General features: G+C 57.5%; 22 protein-coding genes. 11 read left to right on the forward strand and 11 right to left on the reverse strand.

Annotated elements, in window-relative coordinates:
- Nucleotides 1–20 precede the first annotated feature (20 nt).
- The 3 genes from gpmI to AC2D8V_RS16755 are packed head-to-tail and all read left to right on the forward strand — an operon-like array spanning nt 21 to nt 4,009.
- Entirely contained in the window at nt 21–1,538 is a 1,518-nt protein-coding gene (gpmI, locus tag AC2D8V_RS16745; protein ID WP_484734733.1) for a 2,3-bisphosphoglycerate-independent phosphoglycerate mutase, read from the forward strand.
- Complete coding sequence (locus tag AC2D8V_RS16750) at nt 1,523–2,665, forward strand: murein hydrolase activator EnvC family protein (RefSeq protein ID WP_484734734.1); 1,143 nt, start codon at nt 1,523–1,525, stop codon at nt 2,663–2,665. Before gpmI ends, AC2D8V_RS16750 begins: the two co-directional genes overlap by 16 nt.
- Nucleotides 2,666–2,671: 6 nt before the next feature.
- The gene (locus AC2D8V_RS16755; protein ID WP_484734735.1) at nt 2,672–4,009 is read left to right on the forward strand and encodes a S41 family peptidase; all 1,338 of its coding nucleotides are present in this window, start codon (nt 2,672–2,674) and stop codon (nt 4,007–4,009) included.
- Between the two features lie 75 nt (nt 4,010–4,084).
- Here the strand turns inward: AC2D8V_RS16755 and AC2D8V_RS16760 are convergent, their stop codons facing one another.
- The 3 genes from AC2D8V_RS16760 to ilvD form a co-directional block, all read right to left on the reverse strand.
- Nucleotides 4,085–4,453: a hypothetical protein gene (locus AC2D8V_RS16760; RefSeq protein ID WP_484734736.1), complete on the reverse strand. Its 369-nt coding sequence runs from the start codon at nt 4,451–4,453 to the stop codon at nt 4,085–4,087.
- A 9-nt stretch (nt 4,454–4,462) separates the two neighbouring features.
- Entirely contained in the window at nt 4,463–5,236 is a 774-nt protein-coding gene (locus AC2D8V_RS16765; protein WP_484734737.1) for a DUF6478 family protein, read from the reverse strand.
- A 155-nt stretch (nt 5,237–5,391) separates the two neighbouring features.
- Nucleotides 5,392–7,155 (reverse strand): dihydroxy-acid dehydratase, encoded by a 1,764-nt coding sequence (gene ilvD, locus AC2D8V_RS16770; RefSeq protein WP_484734738.1) that lies wholly within the window; start codon nt 7,153–7,155, stop codon nt 5,392–5,394.
- A gap of 193 nt (nt 7,156–7,348) precedes the next feature.
- Here ilvD and AC2D8V_RS16775 point away from each other — a divergent pair, with 193 nt between their 5' ends.
- The 5 genes from AC2D8V_RS16775 to AC2D8V_RS16795 all read left to right on the forward strand — a co-directional run bounded on the left by AC2D8V_RS16775 (nt 7,349) and on the right by AC2D8V_RS16795 (nt 14,345).
- Complete coding sequence (locus AC2D8V_RS16775) at nt 7,349–10,471, forward strand: ABC transporter transmembrane domain-containing protein (protein WP_484734739.1); 3,123 nt, start codon at nt 7,349–7,351, stop codon at nt 10,469–10,471.
- A gap of 41 nt (nt 10,472–10,512) precedes the next feature.
- Nucleotides 10,513–11,376, forward strand: coding sequence for a CPBP family intramembrane glutamic endopeptidase (locus AC2D8V_RS16780; protein ID WP_484734740.1), 864 nt, complete (start codon nt 10,513–10,515; stop codon nt 11,374–11,376).
- Between the two features lie 59 nt (nt 11,377–11,435).
- The gene (gene accD, locus AC2D8V_RS16785; RefSeq protein ID WP_484734741.1) at nt 11,436–12,401 is read left to right on the forward strand and encodes an acetyl-CoA carboxylase, carboxyltransferase subunit beta; all 966 of its coding nucleotides are present in this window, start codon (nt 11,436–11,438) and stop codon (nt 12,399–12,401) included.
- The gene (locus AC2D8V_RS16790; RefSeq protein WP_484734742.1) at nt 12,398–13,672 is read left to right on the forward strand and encodes a bifunctional folylpolyglutamate synthase/dihydrofolate synthase; all 1,275 of its coding nucleotides are present in this window, start codon (nt 12,398–12,400) and stop codon (nt 13,670–13,672) included. The genes accD and AC2D8V_RS16790 overlap by 4 nt, the downstream gene beginning before the upstream one ends.
- Nucleotides 13,673–13,817: 145 nt before the next feature.
- Entirely contained in the window at nt 13,818–14,345 is a 528-nt protein-coding gene (locus AC2D8V_RS16795) for a hypothetical protein (RefSeq protein ID WP_484734743.1), read from the forward strand.
- Here AC2D8V_RS16795 and zapE read toward each other — a convergent pair.
- On the reverse strand, nt 14,342–15,400 hold the full coding sequence (zapE, locus tag AC2D8V_RS16800) for a cell division protein ZapE (protein ID WP_484734744.1): 1,059 nt from the start codon (nt 15,398–15,400) through the stop codon (nt 14,342–14,344). The genes AC2D8V_RS16795 and zapE overlap by 4 nt on opposite strands.
- A gap of 135 nt (nt 15,401–15,535) precedes the next feature.
- On the opposite strand from zapE, the gene AC2D8V_RS16805 reads away from it, so the two are divergent.
- Nucleotides 15,536–16,777, forward strand: a complete 1,242-nt coding sequence (locus AC2D8V_RS16805) for an MFS transporter (protein ID WP_484734745.1) — start codon at nt 15,536–15,538, stop codon at nt 16,775–16,777.
- On the opposite strand, the gene AC2D8V_RS16810 is transcribed toward AC2D8V_RS16805, so the two are convergent.
- The 7 genes from AC2D8V_RS16810 to mbfA form a co-directional block, all read right to left on the reverse strand.
- On the reverse strand, nt 16,774–17,700 hold the full coding sequence (locus tag AC2D8V_RS16810; RefSeq protein ID WP_484734746.1) for an alpha/beta fold hydrolase: 927 nt from the start codon (nt 17,698–17,700) through the stop codon (nt 16,774–16,776). The two genes, AC2D8V_RS16805 and AC2D8V_RS16810, sit on opposite strands and share 4 nt — an antisense overlap.
- Nucleotides 17,697–18,617, reverse strand: coding sequence for an ornithine cyclodeaminase family protein (locus AC2D8V_RS16815; protein ID WP_484734747.1), 921 nt, complete (start codon nt 18,615–18,617; stop codon nt 17,697–17,699). The genes AC2D8V_RS16810 and AC2D8V_RS16815 overlap by 4 nt, the downstream gene beginning before the upstream one ends.
- A complete protein-coding gene (locus AC2D8V_RS16820) occupies nt 18,614–19,243 on the reverse strand; it encodes an HAD family hydrolase (RefSeq protein ID WP_484734748.1) in 630 nt (209 codons plus the stop codon). The genes AC2D8V_RS16815 and AC2D8V_RS16820 overlap by 4 nt, the downstream gene beginning before the upstream one ends.
- Before the next feature lie 23 nt (nt 19,244–19,266).
- Nucleotides 19,267–19,719 carry a YaiI/YqxD family protein gene (locus AC2D8V_RS16825; RefSeq protein ID WP_484734749.1) on the reverse strand — a complete coding sequence of 151 codons (453 nt, stop codon included), beginning with the start codon at nt 19,717–19,719 and terminating at the stop codon, nt 19,267–19,269.
- Complete coding sequence (gene fghA, locus AC2D8V_RS16830; protein ID WP_484734750.1) at nt 19,719–20,549, reverse strand: S-formylglutathione hydrolase; 831 nt, start codon at nt 20,547–20,549, stop codon at nt 19,719–19,721. Before fghA ends, AC2D8V_RS16825 begins: the two co-directional genes overlap by 1 nt.
- 65 nt (nt 20,550–20,614) lie before the next feature.
- Nucleotides 20,615–21,544: an AEC family transporter gene (locus tag AC2D8V_RS16835; protein WP_484734751.1), complete on the reverse strand. Its 930-nt coding sequence runs from the start codon at nt 21,542–21,544 to the stop codon at nt 20,615–20,617.
- A 27-nt stretch (nt 21,545–21,571) separates the two neighbouring features.
- Nucleotides 21,572–22,546, reverse strand: coding sequence for an iron exporter MbfA (mbfA, locus tag AC2D8V_RS16840; protein ID WP_484734752.1), 975 nt, complete (start codon nt 22,544–22,546; stop codon nt 21,572–21,574).
- Nucleotides 22,547–22,683: 137 nt separating this feature from the next.
- On the opposite strand from mbfA, the gene AC2D8V_RS16845 reads away from it, so the two are divergent.
- Both AC2D8V_RS16845 and AC2D8V_RS16850 read left to right on the forward strand, forming a co-directional pair.
- A complete protein-coding gene (locus tag AC2D8V_RS16845) occupies nt 22,684–23,301 on the forward strand; it encodes a TetR/AcrR family transcriptional regulator (RefSeq protein ID WP_484734753.1) in 618 nt (205 codons plus the stop codon).
- Nucleotides 23,302–23,387: 86 nt separating this feature from the next.
- Nucleotides 23,388–25,049, forward strand: coding sequence for a Y-family DNA polymerase (locus AC2D8V_RS16850; protein ID WP_484734754.1), 1,662 nt, complete (start codon nt 23,388–23,390; stop codon nt 25,047–25,049).
- Nucleotides 25,050–25,116 lie beyond the last annotated feature (67 nt).

A 25,116-nucleotide genomic window follows, 5' to 3' on the forward strand; every position in this document is an offset into this window, starting at 1 on the left:
ACAAAAAGGGAGAGCAGAAGGTGAGTGCACCAAAACCTGTCGTGTTGTGCATCCTTGATGGCTGGGGTCTCAGCGAGAGCCGGGAAGGGAATGCGCCGCTGCTGGCCAATACTCCGACCATGGATCATCTGATCGCCACCTGCCCGCATGCCACATTGACCACTTTTGGGCCTGATGTGGGGTTGCCGCGTGGACAGATGGGAAACTCGGAAGTCGGGCATACCAACATCGGTGCAGGCCGTGTGGTTGCGATGGATCTGGGGCAAATCGATCTGGCCATCGAGGAGGGGAGCTTTGCCGAAAACCCGCGGCTTAGAGACTTTATAGAAACGCTGAAGGCCACAGGCGGGCGTGCGCATCTGATGGGCGTGGTGTCGGACGGCGGCGTGCATGGTCACATTCAGCACCTGATTGCCGCGGCGCGAACGATTGCCGAAGCAGGCGTGCCTGTTGTCATCCATGCGATGACCGATGGCCGAGATGTCAGCCCGCGTTCGGCGTTGGGGTATTTTGATACGCTTCTTTCGGCTTTGCCAGAAGGGGTCTGTGTCGCAACGGTTTGCGGGCGTTACTATGCCATGGACCGCGACAATCGCTGGGACCGCGTCGGTCGCGCTTATGCCGCCATGATCAACGGTAGGGGCGCGCAGGCGTGCTCCCCCAGCGAGGCTGTTGACGCTGCATACGCACGCGATGAAAACGACGAGTTTATCCAGCCCACGGTCATTGGTGATTATGAGGGTGCGCGGGATGGAGATGCCATTTTTTGTCTGAATTTCCGTGCAGATCGCGCACGGGAGATTATGGCAGCCATTGGTGCGCCCGGATTTAACGATTTTGAAACCGGGCCTCGACTCGACTGGGCGGCCATCATGGGCATGGCACAATATTCCGAGGCACATTCCGCCTACATGACGACCATGTACCCAAAACCCGAAATTGAGAATACGCTTGGTGACTGGGTCGCGCAAAAGGGATTGCGCCAGTTCCGATTGGCTGAGACAGAAAAATACCCCCATGTGACCTTCTTTCTCAACGGCGGGGAGGAAGTCTCGTTTGCTGGAGAAGACCGCGAAATGCCGAAGTCACCGGATGTTGCGACGTATGACCTTCAGCCGGAGATGTCGGCAGAAGAGGTGACAGCCGCGCTGGTTGGAGCCATCCGGGACCGCTACGACCTGATCGTTGTGAACTATGCAAATCCGGACATGGTCGGTCACACGGGCGATTTGCAGGCGGCAATTACCGCTTGTGAGGCGGTAGACGCCGGTCTGGGGGAAGCTTTGAGTGCTTTGCAAGAGGTTGGCGGCGCGATGGTCGTGACCGCAGATCACGGTAATTGCGACATCATGATCGATCCGGAAACCGGCGGGGCGCATACGGCGCACACGCTCAATCCGGTGCCTGTTGTAGTCTTTGGCGCATCGGAAGGTGCAACGCTTTCTTCTGGGCGACTGGCGGATCTCGCGCCGACCGTTCTGCATTTGATGGGGCTGGATACACCACCTGAAATGACGGGGACATGTCTGATCAAATGAGGCTGATTCTGTGTATGCTTGCCCTCATTCTGCCGGGGATATCTGTCGCGCAGACATCGCCCGCAGAGCAGGCGCGCGATGCGATCGAGACGCTGAACAGCGCGATGGCAGGTCTCGAGGCGGCAGACGGTTCACGCGACAGAGTGCGTGCCTTGACCGAAACGATTGGCGCTCTGGAAGAAGGCTTGGCGGCATTGCGGGACGGGCTTCGTCGGGCGGAGTTGCAGTCTACCGCGCTTGAAGAGCGCCTGCAGGCGCAAGAGAGCGATACAGCAGCGTTGTTGTCCGTCTTGATGCGCATGGGGGACGGGCGCACGCCTGCAATAATGACGCACCCCGGTGGCCCCAAGGGTGCAGTGCGGTCTGGCATGATCCTGACGGAGGTGACCGAGGCGCTTGACGCGCGCGCTGAAGGCCTGCGGTCGGATGTAGAAAAAATGGCAGCGCTTCAGAGCCTTCAAACAGAGGCGGAAGGGCAACTGGAGGAAGGGCTTGTTGCTGTGCAAGAAGCCCGTGCCGCCTTGAACAATGCAATCGCAGAGCGCACAGCACCACCCAAGCGGTTCGTGAACGATCCTGTTCGCGAAGCCATTCTCATCGCGTCCGCGGCCAGTCTTGCGCAGTTTGCAGAGGGCCTTGACCGCGTCTCTGTTGATGAAATTGCGCCGGCCGCGCGCGATCTGGAAGGTGAAAAGGGCGCCTTGCCCCTGCCGGTGCGAGGGGATGTCGTCCGTCGGGCCGGCGAGCGGGATGCAGCAGGTGTTGCGCGTCCGGGTATTATCATTGCGGCTCAGAATGACGCGCTTGTTACAACACCGGTACCTGCGACAATTCGCTATGCCGGCCCGCTTCTGGACCTTGGAAACGTGGTGATCCTTGAGCCGCAGGCTGATGTTCTTTTTATATTTGCGGGTCTTGGCGCCCTTTACGGTGCGGCGGGTGATGTCGTCGCGGCGGGCACCCCCTTGGGCCTCGTGCACAATTCCGGGCGTAAAAATGACGCAATGCCGTCAACAGATGGTGATCAGACTGGCGCTGGCGGTCGGGAAAGGCTCTATATAGAAGTAAGGCAAAACGACGTGCCGGAGGATCCGAGCCTCTGGTTTCAAACCGACAACGATGGATAGGACGATATGAAAAAATTTGCCATGGCAGCTCTGGGCGGCACGCTCGCCGGGGTGATCGCCACGACATATATTGCGGGGCCCCTGCTTGCGCAGGAAGCTGAAAAATCTGGTAGCGTGTATGAACAACTCGATTTGTTTGGAGATATTTTCGAGCGGATTCGCGCGCAGTACGTCGAAGAAGTAGATTCCGGCGAACTGATCGAGGCGGCCATCGATGGCATGCTCACATCACTTGATCCTCACTCCAGTTACCTCAGCCCGGATGATGCGGCGCAGATGCGCGTGCAGACCCGTGGCGAATTTGGCGGCCTTGGAATCGAGGTGACCCAGGAAGAGGGCTTTGTGAAGGTGGTGTCACCCATCGACGGCACACCGGCGGACGAGGCCGGGGTCGAAGCAGGTGACTTTATCACGCATGTCGACGGAGAATCGGTGTTAGGTCTTTCGTTGGATGAAGCCGTCACGCTTATGCGTGGACCGGTCGGGTCGGAAATCGTCATCACATTGGTACGAGAGGGCGAGGCAGAACCTTTCGACGTCTCTATCATCCGCGATACCATCAAGCTGACCGCCGTACGTACCCGCACCGAAGGCGATACTGTGGTGCTGCGGGTGACAACGTTTAATGATCAGACGTTCACCAACCTCGAAGCCGGTCTGGCCGAACAAATCGAGACGGCTGGTGGACTGGATAACATCAATGGGATCGTGATCGATCTGCGGAACAATCCGGGCGGTTTGCTGACGCAGGCAATCCGGGTTTCCGATGCATTCCTCGAAGAGGGAGAAATCGTCTCCACCCGTGGACGTCAGGTGCAGGACGGTGAACGCTTTAACGCAACGGCAGGCGATCTGGCCGAGGGCAAGCCGATTGTCGTGTTGATCAATGGCGGATCGGCGTCAGCCTCCGAAATCGTCGCTGGCGCATTGCAAGACCACCGGCGTGCGATCGTTGTGGGGACAAAAAGCTTTGGCAAGGGGTCGGTGCAAACTGTCATGCCGCTTCGCAGTGACGGCGCGATGCGCCTGACGACCGCGCGGTATTACACGCCGTCGGGCCGTTCCATTCAGGCGCTGGGCGTCTCCCCCGATATCGTAGTGGAGCAACCGCGTCGTCGGGATGCATCTGAAGAAGAGGATGATGCACCCAACCGGACGTCTCGCTCCGAAGCTGATTTGCGCGGGTCGCTGAACAACGACAGCCTGTCTGAAGACGAGATCAAACAGATCGAAGCAGACCGGGAAAAAGCCGAAGCTGCGGCAGCCTTGCGTGAAGAAGACTATCAACTGGCATACGCCATCGACATTCTCAAAGGCCTTTCTGCGATTGGCACACAGGAATGATCTGGTGACGACACTATAAAAAAGAATAAAGCCCTGGCGCCACGCGTCAGGGCTTTTCCTTTTATTGACGGTTGCTCAAGCGGTTTCGAGGCAATGGCGCCGAAACGCGCGCTTTAGCATGTCGAGTTCCGCTCGCAGCAGATCGACTTCGGCGCGCAGATCGTCGCCGAGAGCGTCCCCGGCAATTAGTGTGATACGCTCGACAACTGTGTCGGTAGCCGCATCGGTAATCAGCAGGGTTTGTACACCATCGGCAATGGCCGAGGCCGGGATCGGTACGTTTAATACCCAGGTTCCCTCCTCCGCCGCGCTTTCCAGTTGAATGCCGGCCACCGGCTGGTCCAGATGGGTTACGGCGACGGCCGGTTCTGCCGCGGCACCCGTGATGACACCTGCCCAGTGTCCCGCCTGCATCTGCGTTTTGGTCAGTTCCCACTGTGACATCAAAGGCTCCTATAATTGCGCGCGCGGGCGTCGGCTGAGGGTGAGGTCGCGGAGCGTCACCTGGTTCATCTGCGGGTTTTCAAAAATCAGGTCCACCCATGCCTTTTCGATGCGCTTTTCATTTATGTTGGCGTAGGCAAGATCGAACTCCGCCGAGACATTTTCGCTGCCTACTGGCAACTCGCGCACGATCTGTTCGGTGTTGGGCCCATGCCGGATGTTCAGCCGAACAAAGATTTCCAACGGCTGCTCCATCTCCACAATGGTGCTGATCTGCAAGATATGCATCCGCTTCAGACCCTCAATGGCGCCTGTAGGCAGGTCAAGCACGAGCGACAGGAACGACCCATCAAAGTTGAAGACATCGAGGCGCAGGCCGTAGGGTGCGAGGTCTTCCTCGCGTTGGTTTCGAACCTGGCGCAGGGTCAGTTCTGACATTGCGCAGTCGTGAAACAGGGTGATCTCGTCGCCGAGCATGGATTTGTTGGCGACCGAAGAAATGCCGCGCTGTGAGATCGCACTCCGCCAAAGGTCGGGGCGCCATGCCCAGTCGGCGTTGTGAGGCTTGGGAAAACTCGAAGATCCGATGACGGGTAGCGTAAGCCGCTCATCTGCGATGTGGATCAATGTGTCGAGATGTGTGCGCAGCACCCGGGCGCGCAGGCTCTGGCGGCGCAGGGTGCTGAGTTTCGATTTGCTTGCTTCGCGCGCAGCAATTGCCCAGCGGCTGACAGCGCGCCGGTAGAATGTGGTGGTCCAAAAGGTGTCGCCGATTTTTCCCATCGGTACCTGACTGCCTTTTTGCTGCTCGTTACATCCCTCATTTCATGAAAGGGTTGAATTCAGATAAACCGCAGGCTTCGGTCAGGGCAAGAGAATAGTCTAAAAAACCCCGCATGCGGGCGCATACGGGGTTTTCAGTCTCTATTTGGAAGGATTCAGAGATCCATATAGGCGTGACCTTCGTCTTTGCCGCCGGGGTGGGTGACCGCGCCAAGGTAGGTGGGTCCAACCAGTTTGGCATATTTCCACAAAGCGCCTGCGCCATAGATCGTCTGACGCGGGCCTTTCCATTCGGCTTTGCGTTCTGCCAGTTCCTCGTCGGAAAGTGCAACGGATATTGAACCCTCGACCGCATTCAGAGTGATCATGTCGCCGTCTTTAAGCAGCGCAATAGGGCCGCCATGCGCTGCTTCGGGCCCGACATGTCCAACGCAGAAGCCGCGTGTCGCACCGGAGAAACGGCCATCTGTGATAAGCGCCACTTTCTTGCCCATGCCCTGACCGGACAATGCTGCAGTAGTGGCGAGCATTTCGCGCATGCCCGGGCCACCTGCGGGGCCTTCGTTCCGGATGACGAATACATCGCCTTCGTCGTAGGCGCGGTTTTGAACCGCATCAAAGGCGTCTTGCTCGCATTCAAAAACACGCGCAGGGCCTGTGAAGAGCAGGTGTTGCGGCTCCATGCCGGCAATTTTCACAATTGCGCCTTCCGGTGCGAGGTTGCCTTTCAGGCCAACCACGCCGCCCGTTTTGCTGAGCGGTGTCTCCACGGGGTAGACCACGCGCCCGTCCGCTTCTAGGCTGACTTTGTCGAGTTCTTCACCGATGGAATAGCCGGTAGCTGTCATGCAGTCCTCGTGCAGCAAACCCGCTTTGCGCAGTTCTTTCATCACGACTGGGACGCCACCTGCCTCGTACAGGTCTTTGGCCACGTATTGCCCGCCCGGTTTCAGGTCTACGAAATAGGGTGTGTCGCGGAAGATTTCGCAGACGTCATCAAGGAAGAAATCGATACCCGCCTCATGCGCCATGGCTGGCAGGTGCAGACCGGCATTCGTCGATCCGCCGGTACACGCGACGATACGGGCTGCATTTTCGAACGCTTCGCGCGTGCAGATGTCGCGTGCCCGGATATTCTTTTCGATCAGGTTCATGACTGCCGCGCCTGATGCTTCGGCATAGGCGTCGCGGCTTTCGTAAGGCGCAGGCGCGCCGGCGGAATTTGGCAGCGCCAGCCCAATCGCTTCGGAGACGCATGCCATGGTGTTGGCAGTGAACTGTCCGCCGCAGGCACCGGCCGACGGGCAGGCGACACGTTCGAGTACTTCCAGCTCTGCTTCGGACAGGGTGCCGCTTTGCTGCCGCCCGACCGCTTCGAACATGTCCTGAACGGTCAGGTCGCGGTTTGCAAAGTCTTCCGGCACTTTGGCACCCGCTGGCGCACGACCGGGCAGGATCGACCCGCCGTAGAGAAAGACCGAAGGGACGTTCAGGCGGATCATCGCCATCATCATGCCCGGCAAGGATTTGTCGCATCCGGCAAGCCCGACGATAGCGTCATAGCAGTGCCCGCGCATCGTCAACTCGACCGTGTCCGCAATGGCCTCGCGCGATGCCAGAGACGAACGCATACCTTCGTGACCCATAGCGATCCCGTCTGTGACGGTGATTGTGGTGAATTCGCGCGGTGTACCGTCTTCGCGTTTAACGCCCATCTTGACGGCCTGCGCCTGTCTGTTCAGCGCGATGTTGCAGGGAGCAGCCTCGTTCCAGCAGGTTGCTACGCCGACGAGAGGCTGGTGAATCTCTTCGTCTGTCATCCCCATCGCATAGTAGTAGGACCGGTGCGGCGCGCGTGATGGGCCCTCGGTTACGTGTCGGCTTGGAAGCTTTGATTTGTCAAAACGCGAGCTGGACATCTGTCTCTCCCCTCAAATTCGTCTGACACGGCATAGCGGTCCCCTACATAGGCTGCAAGGCTCTGGATACGCAAAGCAGGTCGATTGCGCGCTTGTATTGGCAATTCACGGCACCTAGATTGAGCAAACGACAGTGACGCTGCGAAAACCTGCGCCTTGCATGTCCGTCCCGGAGCACACCGAAAGCCGGAATATGGAACCCAGTCTATTTTCTTTTATCTGGAAATTCTCCAAGCGAGATCAGTTGTTTCTGCTGTTTTTCACGCTGTTTACCTTTCCATTTCTGTACGCAACGCTCGAATTGCCGAAACGTATCATCAACGATGCGATCGGTGCTCAATCGAGTATTATCCGGGTTCTGGACACCCAACTATCGCAGACCGAATTTTTGATGATCCTGTGTGGGCTGTATCTGGGAGCGGTGCTCGTGCACGGCGTGCTCAAGATGCGACTGAACACCATGAAAGGTGTCCTTGCCGAGCGGTTGCTACGCCGTTTCCGCTATCAACTTATCGGCCGCATGATGCGCTTTCCCAGTGGCTATTTCCGGACCACGTCCCAAGGTGAACTTGTGTCTATGGTGACGTCCGAGGCGGAACCAATGGGTGGGTTGATGGGTGACGCTGTTGCCCAACCGGTTTTTCAGGCTGGCCAGATGCTTATCATCGTCGTGTTCCTGTTTGCCCAAAGCATCTGGTTCGGACTGGCGGGTATCGCTCTTATCCCGTTGCAGGCATGGTTGATCCCGATGCTGCAGCGCCAGATCAACCAGTTGAACAAAAAGCGCATCGTCGAGGTTCGCCATTTTGCGGCAGAGATTGGCGAAACGGCAGCGGGGATCACAGATCTACGCACCAATGGCGGCTGGCGGTATCGTCTGGCGACCTTTACCGACCGGTTGGGCAGGCTTTTTGAGATCAGGTTCCAGATCTACCAGAAAAAGTTTTTCATGAAGTTCCTTAACAACTTCATCACGCAACTGACGCCCTTTTTCTTCTACGCTGTCGGCGGGCTTCTTGCGATCCGCGGTGACATCACCGTGGGCGCGCTTGTTGCTGCACTTGCCGCCTACAAAGACCTCAGTTCTCCTTGGAAAGAGCTTCTGACCTATTACAATCAGGTGCAGGATATGTCCTTGCGCTGGCAGATCGTGACCGAGCGTTTTGCCCCCACCGGCATGATCGATGAAAAGCTGTTTGACGGTGAACCTGAAGAAATCCCCCATCTTGATGGCGCGATTTCCATTCAAAACGTGACGGTGCGCAATGCCGATGGCAACCCCGTATTGGAAAACATCTCGCTCGACATTCCTCCGGGATCACGGGTTGCGATCAAGGCATCCAGCCAGAACGAGCGCACGGCCTTTGCCGAGGTTCTGACACGTGAAGTCGTGCCGGCGCGGGGGGACATTACAATCGGCGGGCAGCCTTTGAACGATTTGCACCAAGCCGTCATTGCAGCCCGCGTGGGATACGCGCATTCGCGCCCCTATCTGTTTGACGGCACCTTGGGTGACAACCTTCTGATGCCGCTAAAGGCAAGCCCCAATACTGTCTTGTGGGACCCAGACCGGAAAGACCACAAGATGCTCGAAGCCAAGCGTTCAGGCAACTCTCTGGACAGCACCGAGGCCGACTGGATCGACCCTGGCCTTGCTGGCCTCGACACGAGCGAAGAAGTGCGCGGCTGGTGGTTCCAACTGGTCGAGGCCATGGGTATCGATGACTTTATGTTCCGGCGCATGTTGAAGTCCCGTATGGACGCCGAACAACACCCGGAGCTTGCCCGGCAGTTGGTTGGCTTGCGCGACGAAGTATTCAAGCGGCTTGAGGCTGCAGGGTTGTCGGAAATGGTAAACCGCTTTCACCCTGACGAGTTCAACCCATCTGTCCCGCTGGGTGGTAACCTGATGTTTGCATCGCCAAAGCGCGACATCTCGCAACAGGGTCTTGCCGCCGAAAAAGATTTCCTTGCGCTCATCATCGAGCTGGGTCTGGCAGAGCAAGGCATTGCCATCTCGCAGACGCTGATCGAAACCCTGCACCAGACCTTTGGCATGGATGGGACAGAACACCCCTTGTTCACCGCACTCGGGATTGACGAGGAGCTTTACGAAAAACTGGTCGATATTGCATCGCGACGTGCCGAAAAGGGTGATCAGGCGATCAGCGAAGACGAGTTCGCCTTGTTGCTGACGGTTCCTTTCGCATTCACGGCGGAACAGATCGGGCCAGGATTTCCCGAAAGCTTCAAAAGCGAGATCCTCGAAATCAGAAAGCACAAGAGCGAAGAGATGCGCGAGCGCATGAGAGATTTGTTTGTGCCCGTTGCGCCAGAGAATTATCTTCCGCGCCTGACGCTGATGGAAAACGTACTTTTCGGCCGGATTTCTGCGGTCGCTGGTGTGCAAGGCGAGTTGATCGAAGATATTGTTGCCGAGGTGCTAGGGGAACACGGGCTGAAACGTTACGTGGCCGAGACAATTCTGGATGTCCGCACAGGGCTGGGCGGCTCTAATCTGGCGAATGTCTTTCAGGAAAGGGCGGCGTTCAGCCGCGCAGGCATCAAGCGGCCCGATATCTTGATACTGGATACGGCACTTGCCAGCCATGACAGCGCAACGCGCAGCCGCACGCGCTCCAAACTGCAGGAACTTCTGCCGAAAACCACCATGTTCTTCCTCGAAGAGGATTTTCGGAATCCGCATGCCTATGACATCTTTGTCGAGATCAAGAATGGTCGTATCGACGGGGCCACCGACACGGATGAGCCCGAAGAGAACGAATCCGGTTCTGATGACCTGCGCCGTAAAATCAGGGTGATTTCGCGGACCGAGCTTTTTGCCAATCTGGATGCGCGCAGCCAGCGCCTGCTCGCCTTTGCTGCGCAGTGGTACAATGTCCCCGCCGGCAAACAGGTCTTTGCGCTCGGCGAGCGGGCGGACGCGGCATACCTGTGTCTGTCGGGGCGCGGCATGTTGAGCTACGTCGATCCTGCCGGCGTTCGCCGCGACGTCACTGCAGTTGAACCAGGTCGGTTGATCGGCGATCTTGCGATCATTCTGGACGAGCCCCGTCAGCTTGATCTGTTTGCCGAGGAAGACAGCCAGTTCTTGCGCATCGGGGCCGAGCAATTCCGATCTGTTATCGGTGATGACACCACTGTCCTGATGAGTCTGCTAAAGACAGTTGCCAGCCACTTGACTGGCGCGGCCGAGTTGTTGCGAGAAGCGCGTGTGAACGTACGCGAAGAGGCGGAGGAACATGAAGCCGCCGGCGCGAGAAACGCCCGCGAAGAACCATTGGCGGACAAATGATGTTGCTTCCTGCAAGAGGTTCTTACCGCCCCCATGAGGCTATGGTTTCGCCCGCGCGACCAAAAGCGCAGGTTTGGCGGCTGGTCGTAGGGATGATCCTGATTTCAGGCGTTTTCCTGCTTGGCAATCAATTTTTGCACCAAACCATGTTCAACCTGCTGGGGGCAGAGAATTATCGCAGTATAACAACCGTTTCGGGTCAGAGTTCGCAGGCGTCGATCATATTTCTGCTGCTCACCTTCGGCTTTTTGACGGTGGGCGTCATCGTCGCGCTGAGGGTGGCCCATACTAGAGGTGCGGGTGCCATGTTTGGGCCAGCGGCCGTTTTCCGGTCTCAATTCGTCTCGGTGCTGTCCATTCTGATTCTACTGAACGTCGTAATTTTTGTTTTGCCGCCGTGGGACATTGGTGGACCGTTAGAGCTAAACAATCCGCCGGTGCGCTGGTTGCTGGTCCTGCCCTTTGCGATGCTTGCTATCATGGTTCAGGTCAGCGCCGAAGAGATCCTGTTTCGCGGGTATCTGCAGCAACAACTGGCAGCCCGGTTCAATACCCCTATTATATGGATCGGCGTACCCGCCGCGCTGTTTGGTCTAGGACACTACATGCCCAACGAGGCAGGTGAAAATGCCAGCCTCATTGTGATCTGGGCGGTCGTGTTCGGTATCCTGATGGCGGATCTGACGGCACGTGCAGGTTCGCTGGGTCCGGCCATCGCCGTGCATTTCGTCAATAATTTTATCGCAATCGCAATCATTTCCATGCCGGACAGCCTGTCAGGGCTTTCGCTGTACCACACACCTTTCACCATGCAGGACACAGCGCAGGTGCGCGCGTGGCTGCCGGTTGACTTTGCCATGATGGTTGTCAGCTGGCTTGCGGCACGACTGGCCATCCGCCGCTGATTGCACTTTCACGGCGACCGGATTATCTACGAACTGAAAGAACCCAAAGGGGCGCATAGATGAACTGGATCACCAATTATGTCCGGCCGCGGATTAACTCGATCTTTTCGCGGCGTGAAACACCGGACAACCTGTGGACCAAGTGCCCTGAATGCGGAACGATGCTGTTTCACCGCGAGGTTTCGGACAATCTGAACGTTTGCACCAATTGCGAACACCACATGTACATCTCTGCAAGGGACAGGTTTCAGGCGCTTTTTGACAACGGTACGTTTACCGAAGTAGCAGTGCCGGCCCCCAAGCCGGACCCGTTGAACTTTCGCGATCAGAAGAAGTACCCGGATCGTCTGAAAGCTGCGCAGAAGCAAACGGGCGAGACCGAGGCCATGCTTGTTGCAGCGGGTGAACTCGGGCGCACGCCGATCATTGCGGCGGCGCAGGATTTTTCATTCATGGCAGGCTCAATGGGTATGTATGTGGGCGATGCTATCATTGCGGCAGCCGAAGAAGCGGTGCGTCTGAAACGGCCACTTGTCCTGTTTTCGGCAGCCGGCGGCGCGCGGATGCAAGAGGGGATCCTGTCCCTGATGCAGATGCCGCGCACAACTGTGGCCGTCCAGATGCTAAAGGAAGCAGGGCTACCATACATTGTCGTATTGACCCACCCGACGACGGGCGGTGTAACCGCAAGCTATGCAATGCTGGGTGATGTACACATCGCCGAGCCCAATGCACTGATCTGCTTTGCCGGTCCCCGTGTGATCGAGCAGACCATCCGGGAGAAACTGCCCGAAGGGTTCCAACGTGCTGAGTACCTTCTCGATCATGGAATGCTCGACAGGGTCACGCACCGCACCAAGATGCGCGAAGAACTGATTACCATTATTCGCATGCTGTTGTCGCTGCCGCCTGCGGTATGGGGTGATCTGCCGCCGCCCGACCCGGAAAAGCCTACAGCTGAACCGGCGGTCGATGCGGCGGTGAAAAAGGCCAAGCCTGCCGGTAAAGGAACTGCAAAGAAATGAGCGCCGGCACCTCGGGCGATATCCTCGCCCAGATGATGGCGCTTCATCCCAAGATCATTGATCTGACCTTGGATCGCATGTGGCGGCTTCTTGACGCCTTGGGAAATCCACAAAACGACCTGCCCCCGGTTATTCACATTGCCGGAACCAACGGCAAAGGGTCGACGCAGGCGATGATCCGCGCGGGTCTCGAGGCCGAAGGCCACAAGGTGCATGCCTATACCAGCCCGCATCTCGCGCGGTTTCACGAGCGCATCCGCCTTGCTGGGTCTCTGATTGACGAGGATGCACTGATCGACGTTTTGCAGGAGTGCTATGCGGCCAACAACGGGCGCGACATCACTTATTTCGAGATCACTACCTGCGCAGCGCTGTTGGCCTTTGCCCGTCACCCTGCGGATTACACAGTGCTCGAAGTCGGGCTGGGTGGCCGGCTGGATGCCACCAATGTGGTCGATACACCGCTGGTTACTGCGATTACGCCTGTTTCCATCGACCACCAGCAGTTTCTCGGAGATACGCTGGCCAAGATCTCAGCCGAGAAGGCTGGCATAATGAAGCGTGGTGTTCCCTGCATCGTGTCACGGCAAGAGCATGACGCCTTGGACGTGATAGAAGAGACCGCCGCCCGTGTCGGCGCGCCGCTGATGGCATACGGTCAGCACTGGCATATTGGCCCTGACCGGGACCGGATGAGCTTTCAAGACGAAACCGGTTTGCTGGACTTGCCACGGCCTAACCTGCCCGGTGCGCACCAGATCATGAATGCGGGTACGGCGCTGGCTGTTTTGCGTCAGATCGGGATTGGCGACGAGGGCTGCGAAGCTGCCGTAAGCAAGGCGGTCTGGCCCGCGCGTATGCAAAAGCTGTCGGAAGGGCCGCTGGTTAATGCGGTGCCGGATTGTGAGCTGTGGCTGGATGGCGGTCATAATCCTGCCGCTGGCGAAGCGTTGGCCGCCCATTTGGCAACGCTGCCAAAACGACCCACCTATCTGATCTGCGGCATGCTGAACACAAAGGATATCGGGGGATATCTGCGGCCGCTGGCGGAACAGGCCAGCCATCTTTTCGCGGTATCCATACCCGGTGAGACAAATACCCTTACCGCGCAAGATACGGCGGCAGCCGGAAAGCAAGCGGGCATGTCGGCGACAGCTTCGCCTTCTGTTCTCGACGCGTTGGAGCAGGTAAGCCAGCAATCGCCCGGTGCACGTATCCTGATCTGTGGATCGCTGTATCTAGCAGGGGTTGTATTGCGCGAAAATGGCTAGGTGAATCACTTTTGGCACACCGGGCTCTATGTCCGAATGACCCCATTGACGAAGTGATTCGCGCCTGACTATACGTAGCGCGTTGCGACGCTGCGTCCCCGTACCCAGCGCTGCGCTGCTCGTGATTGCCGTGGGGGAAATCACCATGTTCGGACAAGGAAATGGCCGCGTTTTTGCGCGGCCAATCAGGAAATCATTGTGGCGTCGCGCCCTGCGGTGGACGCCTCTTTTGGCGCTGGTTGGCGGAGCTGTCGTCGCGGGCGGTACTTTTGCGCCGCTGCCGGATAACGCCGATTTTGAGACCGCAAGTCGGTCAGATGCTGTGACCATCACGCTTCCCACACCGATCGCAACTATCCGGTCAGAGTCTGCAAGCCTGCTGCTGCGCGCGCCAACGGGTATCGCTGACACGAATGCTGAAGCTCAGGATTTGGCCGGCTTGGTTGCGCAGGCGCTCGATGCGCTGGGCCATCACAGGGACGAAGCGGATCTGTTACATGCACTCGTGCTGAAAACGCTGGCCGAGGGCCAGAGCGATGCCTACATCAACGCGGTGCTGAATGCTGCACTGGCGCGCGGCGCTTTCATACCGCCGCAAGGGATGCTCAACGGTGACGGAACGTTGAACACAGACAGGCTGCTCGACATGCTCGTCCAGATGGCCAACGCCTAACGCGCCCAGTCGGCCGATTGCATTTCCCGTAGTCGCGAGGCGGTCCTTTCAAATTCAAACGTGCCTTCGCCTTCGAGATAGAGCATTTCGGGTTTGGCGGCCGCAGAGCAGATCAGGCGCACGCGTGCTTCGTAAAGGGCATCAATCAGCGTCACAAAGCGTTTTGCCTCGTTGAAATTGTTGCGCGACAGCGTGGGAATATTGTCAATCAGCAAGACTTTTACGGCCTCGGCCAGCGCCAGATAATCTCCCGGTCCCAGTGGCCTACCGCACAGTTCGTGAAAGCTTGCACGCGCAACGCCATTGCGAAACGCGGGAATTTCGACATCCCGGCCCTTGACCCGCAAAACAAGTGGCATGCCCGGGCCTCCGGCCAGATCGTTCCACACGGCGTCCATGGTGGCGCGCGCCTCAGCATTTACGGGGGTGAAATACACTTGCTGACCGCCAAGCCGGTCTTGCCGGTAATCTGTCGGGCTGACCAGTTCATGTATCACCATGTTTTCCTTGATCAGCGCGATAAACGGCAAAAAGAGGTCGCGGTTCAGACCGTTCTTATAAAGGTCATCCGGCATTCGGTTGGACGTCGTGACCACCACGACACCAGCTGAAAACAACGCTTCGAACAAGCGCCCAACGATCATTGCGTCGGTAATGTCGGTAATCTGCATTTCATCGAAGGCAAGCAGGCGCACCGAGGCTGCAACATCAGCAGCAACCGGCGCAATCGCATCATCGACACCAGTCTTGCGGATTTCGTGAATTGCTGAGTGGATCTCCTGCATGAAAGCGTGAAAGTGAACGCGTCGAGCCGGGACACCTTCAAGGTTCTGGATAAAAAGATCCATCAACATCGATTTCCCACGCCCGACACCACCCCAAAAGTAGACACCCTTAGGGGGCGGCGGTGCTTTGCGGAAAATTCCTTTTTTCACAGGGGCACGCAAGGCGGATTCGATGCGTTCGAATTCAGGCAGGGCAGCGCGCTGTGCTGGGTCTTCCTTTAGCTCTCCTGAGGCGACCATACGGTCGTAAATATCACTTAATCCGGCCATAAGTGCTGCATAGCTTCTTGCTGAAGGTCAGGAAAGAGGGCGTTCAGATCAGTTTTCGTGAAGCGAAGGCAAAAATTGCTGATTTGACGGATATTTGCAGCGCTGTAGGGTGCCAGTTCAACAGAGGACTCCGCCATGCCAGGACGCGTACCGCTTTTTACACCCGTACTGATTGTCGGATGTGCCATCATCATCGTCAGTTTTGCCATTCGATCGACTTTTGGCGTGTTTCAAATCCCGATCGCCGAAGAGTTCGGGTGGTTGCGTGCCGAGTTCTCTCTCGCGATTGCAATCCAGAACCTTGCATGGGGCATCGGGCAGCCGCTGTTTGGTGCATTGGCGGAAAAAATTGGCGATCGAAAATCCATCATTCTGGGTGGGATTGTGTACGCACTGGGTCTTGCGCTGAGTGCACAAAGCACCACGCCAGTGGAACACCAGCTGTACGCTTGGTTGGTCGGTTTCGGAGTTGCTGGTACGGGCTTTGGTGTGATCCTTGCGGTTGTTGCCCGCGCTTCGGCTGACGAAAACAGATCAATGTCACTGGCAGTGGTTTCTGCCGCGGGCAGTATCGGTCAGATCTTTGGCCCGCCGCTGGCGGAATGGATGCTCGGGTTCATGACATGGCAGGCGACGTTCATGCTCTTTGCTGCAGCCATTCTGGCGGTGTTGCTTACCCTGCCGCTCATGCGTGCGCCTGTGGCCGCGACGCGACAGGAGTTGGACGAAGGTTTGGGGCAGATCCTTATCAAGGCCTTCAAAGATCCCAGTTACACTTTCATCTACCTCGGGTTCTTTTCGTGCGGGTATCAGGTGGCGTTTATGACCGCCCATTTTCCGGCCTTTGTCACCGAACTGTGCGGGCCGATTATGCCCGGCGGGTTTCTGGACAACATGGGGATCAGCACAACCTCGGCCTTGGGTGCTGTTGCGATCTCTCTGATCGGTATCGCCAACATCGGTGGTACCCTGCTGGCTGGTGTTCTGGGCAAGCGCTACCCCAAGAAATACCTGCTGGCGGGTATTTATACGGGGCGCACGATCATCGCCGCCATGTTTATCATGATGCCGATCACGCCAACCAGCGTCATCCTCTTTTCCATCGCGATGGGGTCACTTTGGCTGGCGACGATTCCTCTGACATCTGGTCTGGTCGCCCATATCTACGGTTTGCGCTATATGGGTACGCTGTACGGTATCGTATTTCTCAGCCACCAACTCGGGAGCTTTCTGGGAGTCTGGCTGGGCGGTCGCCTGTACGACGTCTACGGCGATTACACAGTGGTTTGGTGGATTGGTGTGGCTGTGGGCGCTTTCAGCGCAATCATCCACCTGCCCATCCGCGAGCGTCCGCTTGCAGCCCAGCCTGCGGCCTAGCTTGTGTCACCGACGAACTGTTTGATGAAGGCAGCAACCTTGCCGGTGTGTGTGTAGGTCAACCCGTGCCCGGCATCGTCTATCACAGCGTTTTTTGACCCATCGTTCCATTGGGCCAGCGTGTCTGCGGCGCTGACGGGAATGACATCATCGTCGCGGCCCCAGATTGCAAGCACCGGAATACCTTCACGCGCAATCGCCTCATGCGCGGGACGCAGATCGCAGTTGAGCATGTGCCGCAAGCTTGAAAGTACGGCAGGCACGAAACCGCGCCAGTCCAGTTCGGCATCTTGAAGCGCGGTGATGTTCGGCACAGAACTTTCAAGGTGCTTTTCCCGTTCGATGCCGCGCCGCAGGACCGTGGGGTAAATGGCAAGCATCAGCCAAGTCCCGATGATCGGTGTCTGGATCATGAAACGCAAGAATCCGTCGCCCAACCTGTTCATGCCTGCGGGCGCCAGCAAAATCACGCGCTGAACGGCAAGGGGGTTTTCTGCCGCAAATGCAGCAGCGACGGCGCCGCCCATCGAGTACCCGATGACAGTCAGGTCGTTATCGATCCGCTGATGCTGGAGCAAGTCGTTCAAGTGTTTCACAAAGAATTCAGGCGTTTGCCTATCGACGGCGTGATCAGAATAGCCGCGTCCGATATGATCGTAGGTCAGCACGCGAAATCCCATTTCGACCAATTGGGGTGTTAACCCTTCCCATACGAAACTGGGAGTGGTCAGACCGTGGATGCAAACGCAGACTGGCCCGTTCTCTGGACCTGACCATCTATAGTGCGTTTTGCCTTGTGGCAGGTTGGCAAAGGATCCCGGTGCATCGACGCGGGCGCTGTCGGTCATTGGTTTTCGTGTGATTTCAATAACCAGCGGAACCGCTACGATACCCGCCAACAGAATGAACACCCACAACATCATGAATGGGCAACCCAGCGATCCATTATGTACCGCGAGGTCATCAGATCAAGATGCGCGCCGCCGCCATTCTTGAAGAGCGTAATCTCATCATCGCGTTGCCGGGAGAAGCGTTCCGGCGCGTAGTAGTCGGCCACGATCTCGCCAGCACTGAAAGTTCCGGCTTCGATCGGGCGTTTCAACTCACCGATGTGTCCCACTGTTGTGTCGAGGCTGTCGACAAAAACGCGTGCCCTGGCAAGGGCCGCGTCGTCAGTCTCGCGCATATCCGGGCGATAGGCCCCGATCAGGTCTACGTGCTGTCCGGGCTGCAACCACGCGCCTTTAATAATCGGTTCAGTGGACATTGTCGCGCTGGTGATGATGTCGGCGTCGCGGACGGCTGCTTCGAGATCGGTTGCCATTTGCAACCCCGGCAGTTCCTCGGCGAGTGTTCGAGCATTTGCTTGCGTTCGGTTCCACACGGTGAAGACTGCATCGGGAAAGACACTGCGATAGGCAGCGTGTAAACCGCGTGCTTGGGTGCCAGCACCTACGATCAGAATTTTCCGACTATCTGGGCGGGCAAGCCTTCGGGCGGCAAGCAGACTGTCACCGGCTGTTTTCCACTTTGTGACCAAATGGAAGTCGATGATTGCGTCCAGTGTCCCGGTATCATCGCTGAAAAGCATAACACCGCCGTTGATCGTCGAAGCCCCTTTTTCGGTGTTGCCGGGAAACACGGTTGCTGCCTTTACAGCGAGGCCCAACCCGTCGATCCATGCGGAACGATTCAAAAGGGTGTCGGGATCGCGGTAGAGGAATGTGTCCGCGATTTCGGCTTTCGGGCGCGTGTGACCTTGGGCAAGAGCATCAGTCAGCCCGATCCAGTCGAGAATGGCGTCACCGGCTTTGAACGTTATGACCGGCGCGCTGCTCACGCTGCTTCCTCCGAGGTTAACAGGCCCGCGTCGACAAGGCGGTCAGCCCATCCCTGCGGGTGTTCGAACAAATGGGTCTGCCAGCCAAACGCGCGTGCGGCATCAATATTGTCTGCCCTGTCGTCGGTAAAGATCAGGTCGCTGCCGCCAAAGCCGGATGTCTCTTCGAGACGCCGGTAGATTTCCGGCGCTGGTTTTGTGACCTGCATGTGACCAGAGATAAAGTCACGGTCAAAGTCGCGCAGGAAGGGGTAGTGTGTGGAAGCATAATCGTAGCTTTGAATGCCGAAATTCGTCAGCGAAAATACAGGTACGTCTTTTGCTTGCAATGCTTTCATCAGGCGGACCGAATGATCGATGACGGGTGTTGCCAACTCGATCCAGCGATCATGCCACATACGAATTTCGTCGCGCCACTCTGGATTGCGGTCAGCCGCCGAGTAGATGGTTTCGGTAAAGTGATGGCCCAGGTCCACGAGTTCATTCATGCCGTGCAGGTCCACAGCGCTGAACATTGCCCGTCGTCGCTCTTCGCCGATTTCGGCATCGTAGAAACGTTCTGGCTGCCACTCGATCAGCACATTGCCAATGTCAAATACGACAGCTTTGGGTTGAGTATTATTCACTATACACTGCCTTTTGTTGCACGTTACTCTTTTTCGCGCGCGGCGCGCAAGAGTCGCTCCATGGTATTGAGGAACCGCGATCTGTCAGCTTTGCCAAAGCTTTTGCCGCCACCCTGACGGAAAGGATCTGCGGCGCGCAGATCAGCCATCAGGTCGCGCGTTGCCAGCACATTCCCAATGTTGGCCGACGTCAGAGTTTCGCCGTCCGGCTTGATGACCTGAGCACCGGCCTCAACGCAGCGTGCCGCCAGTGGGATGTCGCTTGTCACGACAACATCGGCAGGCCCACACCGCTCGGCGATCCAGATGTCGGCCACGTCTGGCCCCTCCGGCACGATCACTGTCTCTACCAAAGGGTTCTGGGACGGTCTGATGCCGCCGTTAGAGACGATATACATTTGCACATTGTGCCGGGTCGCTACCCTTTCTGCCTCTTGTTTGACAGGGCAGGCGTCTGCATCGACGTAGATCGCCATCACGCGTAGAGCGCATCGGCATGAAACGCTACGTGTTCTTCCATGAACGTCGAAATAAAGTAATAGCTGTGATCATACCCGGGCTGAAGGCGCAGAACGGCCTGTTGACGCCGTGTGTTGACGGCTTCGGCAAGGGCTTCGGGTTTGAGCAGGTCGATAAACTGGTCTTTTGTACCCGTGTCCACCAGCATAGGCCCGTCAAAACCTTTCTCGCGCATCAGGAGCGTTGCGTCATGCGCTGCCCAGTTCGTTTCGTCTTGGCCGAGATAGGCGGTGAACTGTTTGCGACCCCAGTCGCTTGCGGTTGGATGGGAAATGGGGGCAAAGGCCGACACGGACCGGAACCTTTCAGGCAGTGTCATCGCAAGGGTCAAAGCGCCGTGACCGCCCATAGAGTGGCCGGTGATCGCCTGCCGGCCCATGTCCAGTTGAAAACCGTTTTCCAACGCATCGGTCAGATCCTTGGTGATATAGTCCCACATACGAAAATGTGGTGCCCATGGGTTTTGCGTGGCGTTGATATAAAACCCCGCTCCTTTTCCCAGATCATAAGCGTCGTCGTCTGCAACATCGTCACCCCGCGGAGATGTATCGGGAAAAACAACCGCGAGACCCTGTTCGGCGGCCCAGGCCTGCGCTCCGGCCTTGGTCATTGCGTTCTCATGGGTGCAAGTCAGCCCTGACAGAAACCATAAAAGAGGTACGGGGCCGTCGCGCGCTTCTGCTGGCATGAACAGCCCGAAAGTCATATCACAGGCGCAGCTTTCGGACGTGTGCTTATAGACGCCTTGTACACCGCCAAAGCAGGTATTTTCAGAAACGGTTTCCACGGGTGTCCCCCATAAATTGAACTAAGTGCATCTTGGCTAGCGACTGTAACGCGGCGCGGCAAGCCTTATGACGGTGCAACCACGGCAATGACGGCGCTGACGGTGAAAATACTAAAAATTGTTGAAACCAGTATCGCAGCAGAGGCGCGTTGTGGCGCAACCCCGTAGTGTTGCGCAAGGATATAGACATTGCCTGCGATTGGCAGGGCGGCGGCGGAGATCACTACCGCCGCTGTGAAATCATCCACCGGAAAGAGGATCAGAAGTGCCAGCGCAACCAAGGCAGGATGCAAAACAAGTTTGCAAAGGCTCAACCATCCGGCCACAGCCACGCGCTCCGCGGATTTTCCGGCAAGCGACGCGCCGATTGCAAATAAGGCCCCGGGTGTTGCCGCGTCTGCCAGAATGTCGACAAACTCCGCCATGGGAGCGGGTATGGGCCACTGTAGCGCGCCCCACGTCAATCCTACAGCAACCGCAACAATCATCGGATTTTTTATCAGGCCCGCCCCAACCGTTCCGAGCGTACCAATTCCGATCCGACCCTCGCGGGCGGCCGTAATCAGGATGACGATCATGCTGGAGAACACAACCAGATCAATGCTGACCGCCATCACGATAGGCCCAATCGCGGCAGGCCCCAGCAACAGTGTCAGCATTGGGATGCCCAAAAAGCCGACGTTGCCCATCGTGGCGCATTGGGCCTCCACTGCTGCGGTCGCCAATTGCTGTCGGCGCGCAATGGCCACAACCACGACCAGCAGATAGAGTGCTGCAGTTGCCAGAAGGTAGCCCAGCACGAGGTTCTTGTCCCAAATCTCGGCAAGGGTGAGATTCGACGTAAAGCGAAAGATCAGCGCGGACAGCGCAAAGTAGAAGACGAATTTCGTCAGATATGCTGTCGCTTCTTGATTGAAAAAACGGGTGGCGCCGGCCCAGTACCCTAGGCCGACCAATGCAAAGAAAGGCAGGATTTTAAGAAATATCTCAACCATGGATGCGTCTCGCGCGCGGCTCCCTTATCAGCCTGATCCGATCAGCACGCCTGCCGCAAACACCAGTGCGCCACCCAGTACGACCTGCAATGCGGCTCTGAAAAAGGGTGTTTCCATATACTTGTTCTGTATCCACGCGATCGCCCAAAGCTCGACAAAAACAACAATGATAGCGGTTATTGTTGCCGTCCAGAAATCAGGGATCAGATACGGCAGCGCGTGACCCAAACCCCCAACTGTCGTCATGACACCTGACGCGATGCCGCGTTTGAGTGGAGACCCACGCCCTGACAACTCGCCGTCATCAGAGGCTGCTTCTGTAAACCCCATGGAAATCCCGGCGCCCACTGACGCGGCCAGCCCGACAAGGAAAGTTGTCCATGTGTCCTGCGTGGCGAAAGCCGTGGCGAAAATTGGCGCAAGGGTCGACACAGAGCCGTCCATGAGGCCGGCCAACCCGGGCTGGACCCACGTCAGGATGAACTGGCGTTTGGCCTGACTTTGTTCTTTCTCACGTGCGTCCTCCGAGAGGTGTTTGGCTTCCAATTCGACAGCGGTGGATTGATGTCCCGCCTCAGCTGCTGCCAAATCGCCCAGTAATTTCCGGGTTGCCGCGTCCTTGGTGCGAGAGGCTGCCTTGAGATAGAATTGTTCGGCCTCGCGTTCCATTGCTGCGGCTTCTTCGCGAATACGCTCCAACCCCAGATTTTCTACCAGCCACACGGGACGGCGTTGATAGTATCCTGCAACGTGTTCGCGCCGAATAAGGGGGATCGTTTCGCCAAAGCGAGAGACATGCAGATCAATCAGCCGTTGGCGGTGCTGGTCCTCTTCAATCGCCATGCCCTCAAATACGCGCGCACTGTCTGGAAAGTCTGAGCGCAGGGTGTCGGCGTAGCCACGGTATATGCGCGCGTCGTCTTCTTCGGACGAAATCGCCAGCGCCAAAATCTCCTGTTCTGTCAGATCGCGAAACCGCTTGCGCGCAAATGAAAACCGCATCGTAAGCCCCTTTCTTAGAATCATTCTAAAAAATAACCCTGAATTTGCAATCGCTTTACGCAGAGTTTTTGGTTTTTTTCTTGGGAACTGAACTGATCGGTTTATAGTTCAGGTAGATCAAGTCAAAAGGACACTTCATGACCACCACCACCGCAACCGTGCGCAAGGGGCGTAAATTCGATCAGGTTTTGAATGGTGCGCGGGATGTGTTTATGTCTGATGGGTTCGAAGGTGCGAGCGTCGATGAGATTGCGCGCGTAGCAAATGTTTCCAAGGCAACGCTATACAGCTATTTCCCAGACAAGCGACTGTTGTTCATGGAGGTCGCACGCAGCGAATGCGAACGTCAGGCTCGGGATGCGTTGGACAGCATTGATATGGCAGCGCATCCACGCGAAGTGTTGACGCAGACCGGTCTGCACTTTCTGCGCTTTATCACGACAGAGTTTGGCCAACGGATTTTCCGTATCTGCGTGGCGGAGTCCGACCGGTTTCCGGAGCTTGGTCAGCGGTTCTATGCCTCGGGGCCTGCGGTCTTTCGCGAAGAGATGGCAGCCTATTTCGAGCAAGCCGTAGCGCGGGGTGAACTTGCCATGGACGATCCGGTTATGGCAGCGGATCAGTTTGGCGAATTGTGCAAGGCGGATATTTGGCCTCGGCTGATTTTTGGTGTTTCCAAAACTGCCAGCGACGAAGATATCGCGCGAGTCGTGGAAAACGCGGTAGAGACTTTTCTGGCGCGTTACGGCCGCTAAGGGGACTCGACTCCATCGTTTGCAGTGGCTAAGTCTTTTATAGAACAAAATGGGAACATTTGAGTCTGTCGGGGTCTCTGCTGCCAATGAAAGAGCGCCGTATCCTGTCGTTGTGGTTTCCCCGTTTGGGGGCGGAACGGTTGATCCGGAAGGATCAGCTGCTTGCCGATGTGCCTTTGGGTGTGGTGGAGGAACATCATAACGCTCAGGTACTCAGCGCGCTTAACGCTGTCGCTGCCAGTTACGGATTGCGGGTTGGCCAGCCGGTGCGCGATGCCCATGCAATGTGCGAAGGGCTGGTGACGCGTGCCCGTATTGCTCCTGCAGAAGAGGCTTTTCTTACAGCGTTGCAGCGATGGGCGGGCAAATTCAGCCCGTGGGTATCGATAGAGGCAGAAGACGGGCTTGTGGTCGATCTGACCGGGTGCGCGCATCTTTTTGGTGGTGAGGAGCCTTTGTTGGGCGTGGTTCAGCATGACTGCAATGATCTGGGGCTGACCGTACGCATGGGGCTTGCCGATACCCGTGGGGCGGCATGGGCACTTGCCCGATTTGCCGGACAGAAGGCCGGATCGCATCGCAGCGGGGATGCGATCGACCAAGAAGCGCGCGCAACACGGTCGCGTGCCGGCAAACGGCGACACTGGACACGCGGCGGCGCTGCACCGGTCACAATCTTGGGGCCTGATGAGGCGACACATCGTATCGCGGCGCCCGGGCAGAATTATTCGGCGTTGAGCAATTTGCCGGTAGCGGCCCTGCGGCTGGAGCCTGAGATGGTGGCGCAGCTGTCACGTCTGGGCCTGCGCCGGGTCGGAGATCTTTTGGGCCAGCCTCGCGCCAGCCTCGCGCGGCGGTTCGGGCGTGGGTTGGTGATGCGTATGGATCAGGCGATGGGGTCCGCGCCCGAGCCGGTCTCCCCAGCCAAGCCAACTGACCACTTTGCCGTCCGGATGACCCTTCCCGACCCTATCGGATTGGAAGAAGACATTCTGGCGGGTATTGACCGTCTGCTGCCACGGCTTTGCACGGCGCTTGAGGTCAAGGGCCGTGGGGCGCGGCGTATTCTCTTTCAAGCAACCCGTACCGACCATGATATACAGAGTGTTGAGATCGGACTGGCGCGACCGTCTCGTGATCCGGCGCGAATTCGCCCGCTGTTGGCGCTGAAGCTTGATCGCATCGACGCGGGCTTTGGCATCGACATGCTGCGTCTTGAGGCGGTGCAATCAGAGCCGATACATGCCCGAACTGTTGTCGGCCATGCCGAGGCAGGCGCAGCCGTGAACAAGCGCCTCGCGGCAAACACCGCTCTGGATGACCTGATTGGGCGGATTGGTGCGCGTGTCGGGCTGGAGGTGATCAGCCGGCTTCATCCAGCGGCAAGCCATATTCCGGAAAAAACATCAAAAACGCTGGCCGCCGCGTGGTCAGAGCCGCACAAAGAGGACTGGCCCAAACCGCGCAACCCACGTCCGGTATTGCTGTGGCAACCTGAACCAGTGCAGGCACCGGATGTTCCACAAGTGCCTCAGAGTTTTCGCTGGCGGGGCAAGACCTTTCATCGCATACGCGCTGTCGGGCCTGAGCGGATCGCCCCCGAGTGGTGGCTTGATGATCCGAACTGGCGCTCCGGGGTGCGCGATTACTGGGTGACGGAAACCCAAGATGGGCAACGGCTTTGGTTGTTTTACGGGCATGGGCATCTGATGTCTTCTGGTTGGTTCTGCCAGGGCGCTTTTGCGTGAAAAACCGCTCAACCACCAGAAAGCGCCTGCGAATTGCAGGTTCAAATCCACGATGCGGGGTTGATTT

This window comes from Roseobacter sp. YIN89 (assembly GCF_057219365.1).

What these genes read in the sequence shown, in the direction of transcription:
- AC2D8V_RS16825 (WP_484734749.1), bottom strand. Translation starts at nt 19,719, where the DNA reads ATGGCGATCTACGTCGATGCAGACGCCTGCCCTGTCAAACAAGAGGCA.
- AC2D8V_RS16760 (WP_484734736.1), bottom strand. Translation starts at nt 4,453, where the DNA reads ATGTCACAGTGGGAACTGACCAAAACGCAGATGCAGGCGGGACACTGG.
- AC2D8V_RS16850 (WP_484734754.1), top strand. Translation starts at nt 23,388, where the DNA reads ATGAAAGAGCGCCGTATCCTGTCGTTGTGGTTTCCCCGTTTGGGGGCG.
- AC2D8V_RS16810 (WP_484734746.1), bottom strand. Translation starts at nt 17,700, where the DNA reads ATGATGTTGTGGGTGTTCATTCTGTTGGCGGGTATCGTAGCGGTTCCG.
- accD (WP_484734741.1), top strand. Translation starts at nt 11,436, where the DNA reads ATGAACTGGATCACCAATTATGTCCGGCCGCGGATTAACTCGATCTTT.
- AC2D8V_RS16750 (WP_484734734.1), top strand. Translation starts at nt 1,523, where the DNA reads ATGTCTGATCAAATGAGGCTGATTCTGTGTATGCTTGCCCTCATTCTG.
- AC2D8V_RS16790 (WP_484734742.1), top strand. Translation starts at nt 12,398, where the DNA reads ATGAGCGCCGGCACCTCGGGCGATATCCTCGCCCAGATGATGGCGCTT.
- AC2D8V_RS16805 (WP_484734745.1), top strand. Translation starts at nt 15,536, where the DNA reads ATGCCAGGACGCGTACCGCTTTTTACACCCGTACTGATTGTCGGATGT.
- AC2D8V_RS16795 (WP_484734743.1), top strand. Translation starts at nt 13,818, where the DNA reads ATGTTCGGACAAGGAAATGGCCGCGTTTTTGCGCGGCCAATCAGGAAA.
- AC2D8V_RS16845 (WP_484734753.1), top strand. Translation starts at nt 22,684, where the DNA reads ATGACCACCACCACCGCAACCGTGCGCAAGGGGCGTAAATTCGATCAG.
- AC2D8V_RS16775 (WP_484734739.1), top strand. Translation starts at nt 7,349, where the DNA reads ATGGAACCCAGTCTATTTTCTTTTATCTGGAAATTCTCCAAGCGAGAT.
- zapE (WP_484734744.1), bottom strand. Translation starts at nt 15,400, where the DNA reads ATGGCCGGATTAAGTGATATTTACGACCGTATGGTCGCCTCAGGAGAG.
- AC2D8V_RS16755 (WP_484734735.1), top strand. Translation starts at nt 2,672, where the DNA reads ATGAAAAAATTTGCCATGGCAGCTCTGGGCGGCACGCTCGCCGGGGTG.
- ilvD (WP_484734738.1), bottom strand. Translation starts at nt 7,155, where the DNA reads ATGTCCAGCTCGCGTTTTGACAAATCAAAGCTTCCAAGCCGACACGTA.
- AC2D8V_RS16780 (WP_484734740.1), top strand. Translation starts at nt 10,513, where the DNA reads ATGGTTTCGCCCGCGCGACCAAAAGCGCAGGTTTGGCGGCTGGTCGTA.
- AC2D8V_RS16835 (WP_484734751.1), bottom strand. Translation starts at nt 21,544, where the DNA reads ATGGTTGAGATATTTCTTAAAATCCTGCCTTTCTTTGCATTGGTCGGC.
- AC2D8V_RS16765 (WP_484734737.1), bottom strand. Translation starts at nt 5,236, where the DNA reads ATGGGAAAAATCGGCGACACCTTTTGGACCACCACATTCTACCGGCGC.
- mbfA (WP_484734752.1), bottom strand. Translation starts at nt 22,546, where the DNA reads ATGCGGTTTTCATTTGCGCGCAAGCGGTTTCGCGATCTGACAGAACAG.